The sequence below is a fragment of the Staphylococcus sp. FSL K6-0223 genome, from assembly GCF_038008285.1.
In genome coordinates this window covers 553,609-568,670 of the sequence record NZ_JBBOYX010000003.1, presented here as the reverse complement: position 1 = coordinate 568,670, position 15,062 = coordinate 553,609, and the positions used below count along the sequence as shown (strand labels likewise).

The window sequence follows — 15,062 nt, the reverse complement described above, 5'->3', positions numbered from 1 at the left end:
AAAAATTAAAAGAGGGCGAAAGCCCTCTTTTTTTATGTGTTTAACACTAAGTTTTTATCACCATGAATCTTAATGTCAAAGCCTTCTGGTGATGTTAAATGTTTAATCTCTGCATTAGGTTGATATATATCTACATGAGTTAACCCATATGATAGTTGATTATGTGTTCTTGCTATATTTGACTGCCAAGTATTCACCGCAATGTGGTGATGATATTTTTGCGTGGACATGAAGAGTGCTTGGGGGAAATTAGAAATTTGTTCTAACCCTAGATCATCAATATAAAATGCGCGTGCTTGTCCTAGATCATGTGTTTTAAGATGTAAATGTCCAATTATCCCATCTTCTGGCCAACCTTGCCATCCTTCTTTAGAACGTTGAGCAATTAAATCATTGGCATCAACTTGTAGTGTATCCATTTTGACAAATCCATCATTCCATTGCCATCCTTCATCAGGACGGTCTTGATAGACCTCAATGCCGTTACCTTCTGGATCATTAAAATATAAAGCCTCACTTACAAGATGATCGCCACCACCAACCGCGATATTGAGTTGGCTAGCATGATAAAGGAAGTTTGCTAAGTCAACACGCGAAGGGAGAAGGTAGGCGATATGGAATAATCCAGATTCTCTCAATCCAGGTTGACGACCATCAATCAATCTATTCAAAGTTAATGTATGTCCATGTTTACCGATATAAAAAATGGTTTGTTGCTCAGTTTGTTTATTGATTGTAAAACCTAAAACATTAGAGTAAAAGTCAGTCATTGTATTTAAATCTTTGACGTTCAGAATGATATTTGTAACTTGCGTTGCTTCTGATGAGTGAAAGGTATGCAAAGTGTAGTCCTCCTCAAATGAAAAAGTCATCTTCATTTAATATTTATACTAAGTATAATAAATATACTACTAGGAGGTAAAAAGAGCAAGTTTGAATCAAAAAAATTCCAAGAAGAAAGTATCTCCTTGGAATGATTAAATATCAATGTATTAACCTAAATAAACATCTTGCGCGTGGTCATCTTTTTCTAAAACATCTTTAGCAAATGGGCAAGAAGCAATGATTTTTAAATTATTATTACGCGCATATTCTACAACGCTGTTCACTAATTTTTTCCCTAAACCTTGTCCACCTAGTTCATCAGATACACCAGTATGGTCAATATCGATTTCATTATTATCTACTTCTTTGAAAGTAATTACTGCTTGTGGATTATTCTCATCTTCCCCAACATAAAATTTATGATCGCCTTGTTTAATTTCTTCAGCCATTAACGTTCACTCCTTTAAAATGTTTATACATATATTTATCACTCATCTCAAATTTTAAAACATGATTAATGTTTTAAAGGCTTAGCTATTGCTTTTTTAGAAGGTTACCGATATAGTGATAAACGAAATAATTACGCTTTGTGGAGGGCTCATTTTGAAAAGAAAGGCAATTATCTTTATTACGTTATCATTAATTTTAATATTAAGTGGATGTAGTAAGAGTATAAATTCTAGCAAAAAAGACAATGTCAATAGTCACAACAAAATGAAAATACATACAACCGTCTTTGCATTTCAAAGTTTTACAGAACAAATTGGCGGTAAATACGTCGATGTAGAATCTATTTATCCTCCAGGTGCTGATTTACATTCTTATGAGCCTACACAAAAAGATATGATCAATATTGCGAAAAGTGATTTATTCATCTACTCTAGCGATGACTTAGATCCGGTTTCAGCTAAAATAACTCAATCAATGGAAAATAAAAATATGAAATTAGCCCTTGCAAGCGATTTAAATCAAAAAGAATTAATCCATTCCGATGATCACGATGAAGATGAAGGTCATAATCATGCTGAAACTGAAAACGACCCACATGTTTGGCTAGACCCAGTATTAGATCGCATTTTCGCTGAGAAAATCAAAGATAAGCTTATTCAAAAAGATCCTAAACATAAGTCATACTATGAAAAAAACTATAAAAAGTTAGATAAAGATATCGCAAATATCGATAAAAAGATGCAAAAAATCACTAAAAGCCCTAAACGTGAAAAAATTATTATTTCTCACGATTCTCTAGGCTATCTTACTCATCGTTATCATTTTAAACAAGAGGGCGTTAATGGAATGAATGATGAAGAACCAAGTCAAAAGAAGATATTGAGTATCGTAAAGAACATCAAAAATTCCAAGTCTCCTTATGTATTATATGAACAAAATATTACTTCTAAAATTACAGATGTGATAAAAAGAGAAACAGATACCCAACCTTTAAGTTTCCATAATTTAGCAGTACTTACTAAAAAAGAAAAAGACAATCAGTCAATCACTTATCAATCACTTATGAAAAAAGATATTGAATCGTTAGACAAAGCTTTAAATCAATAATTAAAAACCCTTTTAGAATGACATGTTCACTCTAAAAGGGTCTTTTCATATACTACTGATATCTTAAATAACTTACTGTAGTGTTATAGTATTCTTCAAAGCCGTGAATACCATCAGCGCCTCCTAAACCAGATTCGCGCCATCCTGCGTGATAACCGTTCACTACTTCTTCTGCTTCACAATTGGCGTAAACTTCACCAAATTTTAAACGTTCTGAAGCGGTCATCACTTCTTTAAAGTTTTCAGAGAAAATATATGAAGATAAACCAGCATTTGTATCATTAGCGTCATCAATCACTTGATCGAAGTCGTTATACGTTGTAACCGCTAGGACTGGTCCGAATATTTCTTCTTTAAATACACTATCTTCAGGATTTACATGATCTAATACAGTTGGTTCGTAGAAGAAACCATCACGTTCTAATTTTTGTCCGCCCAATACTAATTTGGCACCGTTTGTCACTGCAGTTTCGACTTTTTCATGAATACTATTGAGTTGAGTTTGGTTAATAATAGCTCCGTAATCTGAATTCTCATCGAGTGGGTCTCCTACAGTTAATTGACTCATTTTGTTAGAAACCTTTTCAATAAATTCGTCATGAACATCTTCGTGAACAAAGATACGTTCAGGGCATGTGCACACTTGACCAGCGTTATTAATACGAGCTGTGACAATATAGTCTACAGCTTTGTCGATATCCGCATGAGATGTAACGATAACAGGTGCGTTACCACCTAACTCAAGGTTTACCTTCTTAACTGTTTGTGCTGCATGTTCATATACTGATTTACCAGCACGCATACTACCTGTAAGTGAGATGAGTTGAATATCTTTATGCGTTGCAAGTTGTGTTCCAACCGTTTCGCCAGTGCCTGGAACAATTTGAATTAATCCAGCTGGTATTGTTGAAGCACGGAATAGTTCAGCTAATTTTAATGTTAAAAGTGTCGTTTCTTCACTTGGTTTAATAACGACTGAGCATCCCGTAACAACAGCGGGAATAACTTTTCGCATTAAAACCATAATAGGGGCATTCCAAGGAACGATGCCCGCTGTGACACCAATAGGTTTCTTCGTAATTTGGATAATTTCGTTTTCTACGCTATTTTGAAGTACTTCGCCTTTATTACTCATACTTAAACTAGTCATATAATCAATAAATGCGATAGACTTATCAATTTCACCATAAGCTTCAGCTAACGTTTTTCCTTGCTCTTTCACATATAATTGTGCTATTTCATCGCGATTTTGTTCTAATAATGGAATGAGTAATTTCACATGTTCAGCACGTGTAGGTTGAGGAACACGTTCCCATTCACGTTGAGCATGTTTAGATTTTTCAATTGCGTTATTGACTTCTTCTTTAGTCGCAAATGTAATTGTATCGAATTTTTCCCCTGTAGCAGGATTAATCACATCCATCGTTTCATTCGATTGACTCTCGATAAATTCATTATTAATAAATAGTTGATTTGTCATTTAAGACACCTCCACAATTTATATTCCCGAAATTTTTTATCCTAATTTTGAAAATGAAAAATATATGGAGAGTAATAATCTTTGAGAAATATGAAGGGGAAGTAAGATACATTTAACAAAAAAGCCAGACGAGCATTAACAGCTCGCCTGACTCATATTTAGTGTCTAAGAAAACCTTTATATATGACAGGGATAAGCAAGATAAAACCAAATAGTCCCATAATTGGGAATACCTTACCAATCAGTGAGATAAATCCAATAAATGTACAAATGAAAGTAATGATAGCCATCATAATAATTAAACTAAAATAACGTTTTGTAAAGGGTTGGCTAAAACGTGTAGCAAATGCATACATTAGACCTACAACAGTATTATATATTACTAACACCATAATCACAGACATAATTGTGCCGATAGAAGGTGAAATCTGTTTTGCTAAGAGTAGCGATGGTAATGCCACATGTTTTATTTTATCGAACTCAGTAATTAATCCTAGATTAATCATTAGCAATAGGAAAGTAATGATGAGACCACCAATTAAGCCACCATAAACAGTCGATTTCTGAAACTTCAACTTACCACCCATAACTGTTAGAAAACTGAAAGCAGCGGCAATTTGTAAACTGGCGTAGTTGATTGCATCGAACCACCAACCTGGAGAAATTGATTTATTGTTATTAGAATATTGATTCGCGGCAGTAAAATCAATGTGACCAGTAACAAAATAATACACAGCAATCATTACTACTACAGCGACTAGGAAAGGTGTAACCCCACCAAGTACAGCAATTAATCGATCAAACTGTAAAAACAACGTGAGTAATATTAGCACTACTAAGATTAAAGAACTTAACCAAAAAGGTATGCCAAAGCTCTCATTAATTGTTGATGCACCACCTGCCGTCATAATAATAGCAAGTGAAAATAAAAATATAGTCAGTATGATATCGAAAACTTTTGCAATAAAAGGATGTAAATAGAAATTGATTGATTCAGAATGATTTTGAGATTTAAGACGGAAGCCAGTGTTTAAAACAAATATTCCACCTAAAATAACGATAAGACCAGTAATGATAATTCCAGCGATACCATAGATACCATTACTTGTGAAAAATTGAAATATTTCCTGACCTGTCGCAAATCCAGCGCCAACGACCACGCCAACGAAAGCGAAGGCAACGATGATGGATTCTTTAACAGTATTCATTTAACATGCATATCCCTTCAAATTTATATATTTTAAAGATGTTGTATGTATTCATTTATTTTAAAAAATTGAAAAATCACATCTATCTATTGTAGATGATATAGACGAAAAAATAAACAGTAAAGTTCATCACATATGTACTATTGTATAAATGTGACGTACGATAATTTGACTTTAGTGTATAATTAATATGTATCATAAACTTAAGGTACTCAGTAATTGTAAGTTTAATTTTAATCAATTTAATTATTTTTATACATTTACAAAAGTTTTAAGCAAATAATAATGCATTTATACATCATTTTTGATAGTATTAGGCAATATTGAATATATTAGGCAAGTAAATATATTAAGAAGGTGTTCATATGTCATTGGACTTACCCATTATGCTGATGATAGTTCTATTTCTAGCATTAGGGATTTTTAGTCAATGGTTAGCAGATAGAATTAAATGGCCATCTATAGTAGTTATGGCGATTGTTGGTTTACTCGTTGGCCCGATATTAGGTATCACTAATCCTAAAGAAGCGTTAGGATCTGAAGTGTTTAGTCCAATCGTTTCCTTAGCTGTTGCAATTATTTTATTTGAAGGTAGCAGTAATTTAGATTTTAGGGAACTTAAAGGAATTTCTAAAGCGGTTATTCGAATCATAACAGTCGGCGCAGTTATTGCATGGATTTTAGGTGCGATAGCCTTACATACAATCCTAAACTTTCCAATCTCCGTATCCTTTGTCATGGGAGGACTCTTTTTAATTACAGGTCCAACTGTGATTCAACCATTATTGAAACAAGCGAAAGTAAAGAGGAATGTTGACTCTATATTAAGATGGGAAAGTATTATTCTCGACCCAATTGGTCCGATGCTTGCATTGACAGCATTTTATATCTTCCAAATTATTGAACAAGGTATAAGTTTCATTGTTATTCTCATATTCGTACTGAAAATATTAGCCGTTGTCGTAATCGGCTTTGGTGCGTCGTATTTATTTAATTGGTTCATACGCCAAGATATGATTCCACAAAATTTAATGCCACCTATCCAATTCGTTTTTATTCTCTTAACATTTAGTGTTTGTGATGCAATATTATCGGAATCTGGATTATTAGCGGTGACAATTTTTGGTTTAATAATGGCACGTAAAAAACGTCATGATTTAATCTTTAAAGAATCAGATCATTTCATCGATAATGCATCTTCTATATTAGTAAGTACAGTCTTTATTTTAATCACGTCATCACTTACGAAAGATGTATTACTTAATGTAGTATCATGGCAACTCTTTATTTTCTGTATTGTCATGATTGTCTTAGTTCGACCTATTTCAGTGCTTTTCTCAACATTTAAAACTGAAATTTCTAAGAAAGAACGAGCGATTGTTGCAATGATGGCGCCAAGAGGGATTGTCGTATTAACAGTGGCCCAATTCTTCTCAGGATTATTTATGGATGACAAAGTAGCTATGGCGAAGTATATCACGCCCGTGACATTCGGCTTAGTATTTATTACCGTGGTCATTTATGGCTTTAGCTTTACACCATTAAGTAAATTATTCGGTGTCGCTAGTAATGAACCGCCAGGTGTAATTATAGTAGGTGAGAGTGAGTTCTCATTCCACCTAGGCGTGAATTTACGAGATCATGGGATTCCAGTTATGATGTTCAATTTATTTGAAAATACATCTGAGAAAGCACATGAAGCGGGATTTGAAGTCTTCAAAGGTAATTTATTATCAAGTAATGATCGTATTTACTCCGACTTACTTCGATATAATAAATGTATCTTAATGACACAGTCATTTATTTTCAATAGTTTGGCATTTAATGAATTAGTACCAGAATTCGGATTAAATAATGTAGATATGATGCCTGTTTCTTTCAATGATGAACAGGCGAGAAATAATTTAAGTGGCCCGATTCGTAATCATATATTATTTGATGAAAATCACAGTCCACGCTGGTTTAATAACTACATTACACAACACAATATCGTAGAAGTGCCGGCAGAAGAGTACTATGAACTTACTGATAAAGACATGTTGATTTACTATATTAGTGAAGATAAAGAAGTCACATTCAAACGTAGTAATAGAGAATTACCAGAACATGACACAGGGGTTTATGGTATTTTAAGAGATGCCCATGCATGATAATAACTGAGGTCATTTTAATGTAAACTAATAACCCGTAGATGAAGTTGAGTCATCTACGGGTTTATTTGTGATTCATTGATATGGTTAGGGCATAATGACCCATTAATAAGTAAACAACTCATCAACTGTAACTGAGAACTGTTTAGCTAATTTAAACGCTAATACTAATGATGGGTCATATTTGTTATTTTCAATAGCATTGATAGTTTGTCTAGAAACCCCAAGATTCTTACTTAATGTTTCTTGAGATATTTTCATCTTTTTACGATAGTACAAAATATTATTTTTCACTTTATTACCTTCAAGCTGAATATTTTTTCTTAGTATGATAATAGAATATTATTAAAAATCCTGATATTAAAATTAAATAATGTAACTCTGGATAATTGCTAAAAAATCTGGTGAAAACATTTTTTTGTGAGTCAGTAAAATCACAGACTTTTAATAGTATAGCAACAATCAAACTAAATACCGTCCATAATAATGTTTTGGCGAATATTTCAACGACCATTTGAGATTGTCTTTCGTCATATTTTTTATTTTTCACATCGGTTAAAATAGTTGGCAAATATTTGTTTATGATTATATTCCATAATACTCCAAAGACTAAGAATACTACTAATAAAAGAATAATTTTCATTAATTCCACTCCGTAATGTAAAAAGTTTTTGACATTATTATGATAACGTACTGATATAAAATGTCAAAAGAATTTTACATTTTGAAATGACTAAGATATAAAAAGGTCATCCGGCTTCTGTGGGAATAGGGCGAGTTAAAAACTTGCTGAGCAAGATTGAGACCGTCCCCACGGAAAGCAAGATGACCTTTAAATAGAATTCACTTTATTTATGACAAGAAACTAAGGATTTTATGCTTAGTATTCTTATTTATTTTAAATATCTATCATGCATTAGAATTTTTAAGATATCAATTTGGTCTTGTAACTCTTTACCAACATTGGTATCTTTTATTTTTTTACGTTGCAATTCTTCATCTACAACACGCTTCACTGATAGCTCATCAGAACCATCTGATAATACTTTTTCTTTAGTATTGAACTCTTGATGAGCCACCAATTGCATACCGAATGAGTTATAAAGCAGTGTATACCCAGCAATACCCGTCGTTGATTGATAGGCTTTAGAGAAGCCGCCATCGATAACGAGCATCTTACCATCAGCTTTGATTGGATCTTCACCGTCGATTTCTTTAACAGGAGTGTGACCATTAATAATACGACCTTCATCTGGATTTAATCCAAAGTCTTTCAACATCTTGCGAATCATATCAACATCTTCACGTAAGTGATAATATGGATTCTTTTCCTCTTTATGAGAAGCTTTGTCTTCTATAAAGTAGCGTTCAAATGTTGTCATTGCACGCTTACCAAATAGAGATGAATACTTACCAGTCCATAAATACCATACTAAGTCAGTAGATATATCATCAGTGATTTCTTTATGGTCGAAAGCTTTGCGTACATGATATTCAAAGACATCTAATAACTCACGTCCACTTAACTGCTCGCCCTCGATTTCGAACGATTCCATTTCTCCATTTTCATCAACGGGGATACATCCGTGAATCAGAAGATTGCCGTTGTATGGAAGATAAAGTTTACCTTCGCGCATCAAGAATGACATATGACGACGTAATTTCTCAGATTGTTGGAATGAAAGAAGTAATTTATCTACAACTTCCTCTTCTTCAGGCAGTAATTTCGCCGGATCGTTTCGGTCTACAGTTTGGAAACAAGTATCTTTAAGGGGATAAGTTTTGCCATAAACTGTAATTTCATTGTTGTCATAATCAATTTTTTCTAATACTAAACGTTCTTCCATTTCGAAAGAAGGGCGACGCTTAATAATAGGCATTTCGAGTTTAAATTGAATCATAGCAATCGCTTGATGTATTTTAGTGATTTGGCTTTCTTCACGTTTAGTTAGACTTACATCTTTATCAGGACGTTTCTTAGGCTTGAAAGCAGGGTTCTCAGCGTCGTAATACTTTTCAGCTAAAGTAAGTAAAGGACGTAAGTTAATGCCATAAGCATCTTCAATAATATCTAAGTTATCATAGCGTGCACAGATACGAAGTAAGTTAGCTAAACATACTTTAGATCCTGCATAAGCGCCTATCCACAACACATCATGGTTACCCCATTGAATATCAACTGAATGATAGTTTATGAGTGTATCCATAATCTTGTCTGGTTTAGGTCCACGGTCATAAATATCACCAACTACGTGAAGATGATCGACTACAAGACGTTGGACGGTATATGATAAACCGATAATAAGATCGTCAGATTGCTCTAATTCAATAATTTGATTAACTAAAGTTTCATAATAGGGCTTCTTATTATGAAATTCATTACTTTTATATAGTAACTCTTCAATAATATAAACAAATTGTTCAGGCAAAGCTTTACGTAGTTTAGATCTTGTATATTTTGATGAACAATATGTAATAAGTTCTATCAGACGTTCAATAGTAGTGATATACCATACGTTGAGTTTACCTATGGAATCAAAATTATTTTTTACTAATTTTAATTTTTCTTCTGGATAATACACTAAGGCTGCTAAGTCATCAATCTCTTGTTGAGATAATTTATTTTCGAATATATCATTGATTTTTGCGCGAACGTTTCCTGAACCATTACGTAATACGTGCTGGAAAGATTCATATTCACCGTGTAAATCACTCACAAAGTGTTCTGTGCCTTTAGGTAATTCTAAGATAGATTCTAAATTAATGATCTCTGTTGCTAATTTCTCAGCACTATCAAATTTTTGAGAGAGTAAATCTAAATATTTTTGTTTCATTTCACTTTCAGTAATAGGAGTCATGCTTAGTCACCTCTGTTAAATATTTCCATCACATATGCATTATTTTAAAAAGTAATGCGCTTACATAAATTATCTTTAAAATGTAGTGTTTTTTCAATGATAGCGTACTAAAAATTTTAATTTGTATGAAAAAAGCTGAGTAAACCCTAAATAAGGCTTTCTCAGCTAAACTTATTTAACATTTTTGCGTCTTTTCATGAAGTAACGGATAACGAAGTAAATAATAGCGATAATGATGATGACATACATGATACGTGAGTACGTATGAATGCCATTCATTAGAGCACCGAAACTATCACTTAATAAGCGTCCAAGTAAAATAAGTGCGAAATTCCAAATTGTTGTTCCTAATAAGGAAAGGATAGTAAATTGAACTACATTCATACGGTTAATGCCAGCTGGTATAGTTATTAGCACACGTAATACTGGTACGAAACGGCATAAGAAGACAGCCCATGCACCATATTTTTTAAACCAATCATTGGCTCGTTTTAAATCTTTGCTTTTTAATTTCATCCATTTACCATGACGGTCCACAAATCGATATAATTTTTCCTCAGATATAAGTCTACAAATATAGTACAAAATGAGTAGACCAATAAACGAAGCTATAGTAGCAATAATTAATAGTGTCCATATAGATAAGTGGGATTTCACTGATAGTAAACCAGCAAAGGTAAGAATAATCTCTGAAGGAACTACAGGTAAGACGTTCTCTAATAAGATTAAAATAAATATTGCGGTATAGCCCCACTTACTAATAAACTCTGTAATAATCTGTTCCATTAATAACTCGTTTCTCCTTTAAATTAAGCAATGTTAATACATTGTATGTTAATTATAATAGATAATAACAATAATTGCTTAAAATTGATAATAAAGGCAAACCTAATTTGTACGAAATTATCGAATAGATTTGATTAAAGTATGATATAAACCACTAGCTTCTTCATCACTATGAACCCCGTAAGCATTCATACGTCCATCTTTAAATAGAGTAAATTCATAATTTTCATATTTGATAAGTTTAGCGAATGAAGTAGCTTTTACAATATTTCCAGGGAAATGATTTGAGTAATCAAATGCATGTTTAGGCATTCTAAATAGGTACGTATGACCACACATCTGCTCAATAGTATTTTCTTGTTTTGTTTCTAATAAGTCATATTGATGGTTTTCACACACTGGGCATTCATCATTCTTCAATATATCTACGTTCATCGCTTTATAACTAAGATCAAACGCATCGATGGTAATCATTTGCTTTGAAAATCCATTTCCACTTAAGTAGCGAATCACTTCAGCCACTTCATAACTTGCTACAATTGAGACAATAGGTGGGAGAACACCATTAATAGCACAACTTTCTCCTGTCTCAGGTATGGTTTGCATGAGACATTTTAAACAAGGACCTTGGTAATCAATGCCGTAAACAGTTCCTTTACTACCAACAGCTGCTCCATAGACCCACGGTATTTCATACTTATGACACACTTCATTTATGAGAAATCTCACTTTAAAATTATCCATTCCATCAATAATGATGTCTGGATTAATCTCACTTACGATATCCTCAATATTTGAAGAAGTGACTTCAACATCATAAGCAGTAAGAGTGACTTCTGAGTTGATTTGACTCACCTTATTTTTTACAGCTTCAACTTTAGCAACAAGATGATAGGCATCTTCTTCGTCATAAAGCGTCTGACGATGTAAATTTGATGTTTCAACGATGTCCATGTCTATAACTGTAAGATGATTAGCACCCATGCGAGCAAGCTGGTCTATGATATGGCTCCCTAAAGCTCCAGCACCAAAGACAAGTATTTGTGATGTAGAGAGTTGATGTTGTCCGTCTTCGCCAAAAGGGTGAAATCTCGTTTGTCTATCGTAGCGTGACATTATAGAAAACCTAAACCTTCAGTAGGGCTTGATGCTTGTGCAGTATATTTTACTGGTATTCGTCCAGCTTCGTATGAAAGTCTACCCGCATTAATTCCAAGCTTCATTGCTTCAGCCATTTTCACAGGATCTTTAGCTGCAGAAATCGCTGTGTTGAGTAATATACCGTCAGCGCCTAGCTCCATTGCGTGACATGCATCTTTCGGTGAACCGATACCTGCATCAACAATAACCGGTACATTTGCATTTTCAATAATATAACTTAAATTAAGCGGATTATTAATACCACGACCAGTTCCAATAGGGGACGCAAGTGGCATGACTGCATGTACACCTAGTTCTTCCAAACGTTTCGCCAAGACGAGGTCATTTGAGATGTATGGACATACGATATATCCTTTTTCTAAAAGTACTTTACAAGCTTCATATGTTTCAAATGGATCAGGAAGTAACGTTTCGTCATCGCCAATAACTTCAACCTTTATCATGTCACATACACCTGCATGGTTAGCAATTTCAGCAATTCTAATTGCTTCTTCAGCTGTTTTAGCACCTGCTGTATTTGGAAAAGTTATAAAGTCTTTTAAGTTAACGTTAGCTAAAGGATTGGGTAAATCACGATCATATAAATTCATACGACGAACAGCAAAGGTTAAAACATTGGTTTCTGAAGCTGCAATCGCTTGTGATTGAATATCTTCATTGTCAAATTTACCAGTACCTAATAATAAACGAGATTGTAATTCTAAATTTCCAATTTTAAACATTTTATCCGCCTCCAACAATTTCTAATAATTCTAATCGATCATCTTCTCTAACAGTATGTTCATGATACTTATCTTGTTTAATTAATTCTTTATTGAATTCAACGATAACGCGCTTAGGATCTAATTCTAGTGCTGTTAAAACATCATAAATTGATTGTTCTTGGTCAAAGCTGAATGAGTCTCCGTTAATAATACACTTCATAATTGTTCCTCCTTTTCACACTAAAGCTTGAGTAACGAGGTGGTTTAATGCCAGAAATTAACCAATTTGCTATATCGCGTCCAATTACGGGAGATAATAAAATCCCATTACGATAGTGTCCTGTAATAACGAACAAGCCATCATCAATTTGATCCATCATTGGCATTTCATTATTCGTGTAAGGACGAACACCTGACCATTCTTTTAGAACACGACTATTCTTAAGTTCTGGAACACGAGCGCTTGCATGATCTAAAAGCCAATTTAAACCGCCTTCTGATGTGCCTACAGAGTAATTGTTAAATTCACTTGTTGCTCCTATTAAGAAACGATTGGGTTGTTTTGGAACGATATAACATCCATTAGTCATAAATAATGTCTCTTTAAGATCTAGTTCATCATTTTCCAGTAATAGAACTTCGCCTTTAACTCCAATGACTTCTCTAGGAAGAGAGTAGTTTTTTAATAATTGAGAGGACCAAGCACCACTTGCAACGATCACTTTATGTGCTTCAATAGGTGACATTTGGTCAGTACACACAGCGTAGTAGCCATTTCTTCTATCAATCGATTGAACCTCTTGGTGATAATATCGTGTGATGTGATGTTGTTGTAACGATTTAAACAAAGCTTTCGTGTATTTATTAGCATTGATTTGACCATCATTTGGTATATGAATTGCGCCATAAGCTGGTTCAACATTCCCATTGGTAAGCTGTATAAGTTCATCATTGGATAGTAGTTTGACACTAGAATCCATTTGTCTAAGGAACTCATATTGACGTGTGAGTGATTCGAGGTCATCTTCTTGGTTAGCAATCTTAATAAGTCCTGAATCTTTGAACTGTATGTCGATTCCAGTCTCATTTAATAAAGATTCGCTTAATTTAGGAAACATCCCACGCGATTCAATGGCTAATTTATATAAATCGTTATCTTCAGTAAATTCATTTTGTGCTCCTAACATGCCTCCAGCTTTATATGAAGCATGTTTACCTGGAACATCTCGGTCGATGATCGCGATGTCATAATTTGTTGCGCTTAACTGTCTAGCAATTGACATACCTATGACACCAGAGCCAATAATAAGTACATCATGCATGTTGCAACCACTTCCTTCTTAATTCCTTAATTTCTTTTAAAGACGCATTCATAAAAAATGAAATAGCACAAATACCATCAAATCCATATTCCAACTTTAAAATCGTATGTTCAGAAATTCCTCCTATAGCATAAATAGGTATAGGTAGATTTAATGCTTCTACGATTTCATCATGTGAACGTGGCGCGTCATGCGGATGTGAGGGAGTAGGGAAAATATGACCGTAAAAAACATAATCAAGTCCTTCATCTATACATGTATAAATAGTATCTATGCTATGTGTGGACATACCCACTTGGATTTCTGGATGTGATTTTTTATATGCAAAAGCTGTTTTAACATTTTCTTTAAAATGAATACGACTAAGGTTTAATTCTTCTAATAATGCCGTGTCACTATGAATAATCATTTTATCCTTAGGAAAACCTTGGTTAATGAGTTGAATCAAAATCTTCTTTAATTCATTTTTTGGCATAGACGTTCGAAATAATAGGGCATCAATGCCTTCCTCGATATTTAAGAAGTGTTCTAAGTCTTGTGTTGTAAGTGTCTTATCGTAAGTTATTGCGATAAATATGTGCATCACCTCAAATTTATAAATAAAAAAACGCTACCTCCCTGAATGGGAAATAGCGCTTAAATCATCTATATAAGTCCTAAAACTCTCTTGTCGCCACTTCCCTACGCCAGTATGAACTGGATCAGGTTCTAGGAATTATAAAGTCACTTCTTTACTCTCAGCCCTAAACAAAGGCACTTCCAGTGGATTGATATGAAATTGTATCAAAAAAATTTCAAACGTTTTCTTTGAATTCAGTTTACTATTTTTAGGAATATTCTTCAAACTTCTTTAGCTTTTATTAATCATATTCAATTTATGCATAAAATTACATATATGCTTCATATAATGAATAAAAAATAATTACTTTAATGTTTTAAGCTACTCAATTTTATAAAAAATATGGTTTTAGACACCATTATATAAGTGAATCTAAATCACATGCTTAAAAC

Annotated in this window: 15 protein-coding genes and 1 riboswitch; of the genes, 2 read left to right on the top strand and 13 right to left on the bottom strand. The window is 33.4% G+C overall.

The genetic code is table 11. From position 1 onward, the window contains the following. Positions 1–32: 32 nt before the first annotated feature. Positions 33–842 carry a VOC family protein gene (locus MHI13_RS20070; protein WP_002432489.1) on the bottom strand — a complete coding sequence of 270 codons (810 nt, stop codon included), beginning with the start codon at positions 840–842 and terminating at the stop codon, positions 33–35. 150 nt (positions 843–992) lie between these two features. Continuing rightward, the gene (locus tag MHI13_RS20065; protein ID WP_002432606.1) at positions 993–1,274 is read right to left on the bottom strand and encodes a GNAT family N-acetyltransferase; all 282 of its coding nucleotides are present in this window, start codon (positions 1,272–1,274) and stop codon (positions 993–995) included. A 154-nt stretch (positions 1,275–1,428) separates the two neighbouring features. Here MHI13_RS20065 and MHI13_RS20060 point away from each other — a divergent pair, with 154 nt between their 5' ends. Next, complete coding sequence (locus tag MHI13_RS20060; RefSeq protein ID WP_002432681.1) at positions 1,429–2,382, top strand: metal ABC transporter solute-binding protein, Zn/Mn family; 954 nt, start codon at positions 1,429–1,431, stop codon at positions 2,380–2,382. Positions 2,383–2,434: 52 nt separating this feature from the next. Here MHI13_RS20060 and aldA read toward each other — a convergent pair whose 3' ends face one another. Then, a complete protein-coding gene (aldA, locus tag MHI13_RS20055; protein ID WP_002432850.1) occupies positions 2,435–3,862 on the bottom strand; it encodes an aldehyde dehydrogenase in 1,428 nt (475 codons plus the stop codon). Positions 3,863–4,020: 158 nt separating this feature from the next. Next, on the bottom strand, positions 4,021–5,070 hold the full coding sequence (locus MHI13_RS20050) for a YkvI family membrane protein (protein WP_064210160.1): 1,050 nt from the start codon (positions 5,068–5,070) through the stop codon (positions 4,021–4,023). Positions 5,071–5,435: 365 nt separating this feature from the next. Here MHI13_RS20050 and MHI13_RS20045 point away from each other — a divergent pair, with 365 nt between their 5' ends. Further along, positions 5,436–7,220 (top strand): cation:proton antiporter, encoded by a 1,785-nt coding sequence (locus MHI13_RS20045; protein WP_002432349.1) that lies wholly within the window; start codon positions 5,436–5,438, stop codon positions 7,218–7,220. Between the two features lie 105 nt (positions 7,221–7,325). On the opposite strand, the gene MHI13_RS20040 is transcribed toward MHI13_RS20045, so the two are convergent. From MHI13_RS20040 to MHI13_RS20000, 9 genes are all read right to left on the bottom strand, one after another. Then, complete coding sequence (locus tag MHI13_RS20040) at positions 7,326–7,514, bottom strand: helix-turn-helix transcriptional regulator (protein WP_002432924.1); 189 nt, start codon at positions 7,512–7,514, stop codon at positions 7,326–7,328. 10 nt (positions 7,515–7,524) lie between these two features. Further along, on the bottom strand, positions 7,525–7,863 hold the full coding sequence (locus MHI13_RS20035; protein ID WP_002432312.1) for a hypothetical protein: 339 nt from the start codon (positions 7,861–7,863) through the stop codon (positions 7,525–7,527). 250 nt (positions 7,864–8,113) lie between these two features. Further along, entirely contained in the window at positions 8,114–10,078 is a 1,965-nt protein-coding gene (locus MHI13_RS20030) for a fructose-bisphosphatase class III (RefSeq protein WP_002432626.1), read from the bottom strand. Positions 10,079–10,249: 171 nt separating this feature from the next. Next, positions 10,250–10,864, bottom strand: a complete 615-nt coding sequence (locus MHI13_RS20025; protein ID WP_002432789.1) for a DedA family protein — start codon at positions 10,862–10,864, stop codon at positions 10,250–10,252. 117 nt (positions 10,865–10,981) lie between these two features. Continuing rightward, positions 10,982–11,980 carry a HesA/MoeB/ThiF family protein gene (locus MHI13_RS20020; RefSeq protein ID WP_002432342.1) on the bottom strand — a complete coding sequence of 333 codons (999 nt, stop codon included), beginning with the start codon at positions 11,978–11,980 and terminating at the stop codon, positions 10,982–10,984. Further along, entirely contained in the window at positions 11,980–12,747 is a 768-nt protein-coding gene (locus tag MHI13_RS20015) for a thiazole synthase (RefSeq protein WP_002469896.1), read from the bottom strand. The genes MHI13_RS20020 and MHI13_RS20015 overlap by 1 nt, the downstream gene beginning before the upstream one ends. A gap of 1 nt (position 12,748) precedes the next feature. Then, entirely contained in the window at positions 12,749–12,949 is a 201-nt protein-coding gene (gene thiS / locus MHI13_RS20010; protein WP_002469878.1) for a sulfur carrier protein ThiS, read from the bottom strand. Then, the gene (gene thiO / locus MHI13_RS20005) at positions 12,933–14,051 is read right to left on the bottom strand and encodes a glycine oxidase ThiO (protein ID WP_002432603.1); all 1,119 of its coding nucleotides are present in this window, start codon (positions 14,049–14,051) and stop codon (positions 12,933–12,935) included. The genes thiS and thiO overlap by 17 nt, the downstream gene beginning before the upstream one ends. Then, a complete protein-coding gene (locus MHI13_RS20000; RefSeq protein ID WP_002432320.1) occupies positions 14,044–14,634 on the bottom strand; it encodes a thiamine phosphate synthase in 591 nt (196 codons plus the stop codon). The genes thiO and MHI13_RS20000 overlap by 8 nt, the downstream gene beginning before the upstream one ends. Positions 14,635–14,712: 78 nt before the next feature. Then, positions 14,713–14,822, bottom strand: a riboswitch (TPP riboswitch). Positions 14,823–15,062: the final 240 nt, after the last annotated feature.

Coding starts and splice junctions, on each gene's coding strand:
- MHI13_RS20035 (WP_002432312.1), bottom strand. CDS start 7,863: ATGAAAATTATTCTTTTATTAGTAGTATTCTTAGTCTTTGGAGTATTA.
- aldA (WP_002432850.1), bottom strand. CDS start 3,862: ATGACAAATCAACTATTTATTAATAATGAATTTATCGAGAGTCAATCG.
- thiS (WP_002469878.1), bottom strand. CDS start 12,949: ATGAAGTGTATTATTAACGGAGACTCATTCAGCTTTGACCAAGAACAA.
- MHI13_RS20045 (WP_002432349.1), top strand. CDS start 5,436: ATGTCATTGGACTTACCCATTATGCTGATGATAGTTCTATTTCTAGCA.
- thiO (WP_002432603.1), bottom strand. CDS start 14,051: ATGCATGATGTACTTATTATTGGCTCTGGTGTCATAGGTATGTCAATT.
- MHI13_RS20030 (WP_002432626.1), bottom strand. CDS start 10,078: ATGACTCCTATTACTGAAAGTGAAATGAAACAAAAATATTTAGATTTA.
- MHI13_RS20000 (WP_002432320.1), bottom strand. CDS start 14,634: ATGCACATATTTATCGCAATAACTTACGATAAGACACTTACAACACAA.
- MHI13_RS20050 (WP_064210160.1), bottom strand. CDS start 5,070: ATGAATACTGTTAAAGAATCCATCATCGTTGCCTTCGCTTTCGTTGGC.
- MHI13_RS20020 (WP_002432342.1), bottom strand. CDS start 11,980: ATGTCACGCTACGATAGACAAACGAGATTTCACCCTTTTGGCGAAGAC.
- MHI13_RS20015 (WP_002469896.1), bottom strand. CDS start 12,747: ATGTTTAAAATTGGAAATTTAGAATTACAATCTCGTTTATTATTAGGT.
- MHI13_RS20025 (WP_002432789.1), bottom strand. CDS start 10,864: ATGGAACAGATTATTACAGAGTTTATTAGTAAGTGGGGCTATACCGCA.
- MHI13_RS20065 (WP_002432606.1), bottom strand. CDS start 1,274: ATGGCTGAAGAAATTAAACAAGGCGATCATAAATTTTATGTTGGGGAA.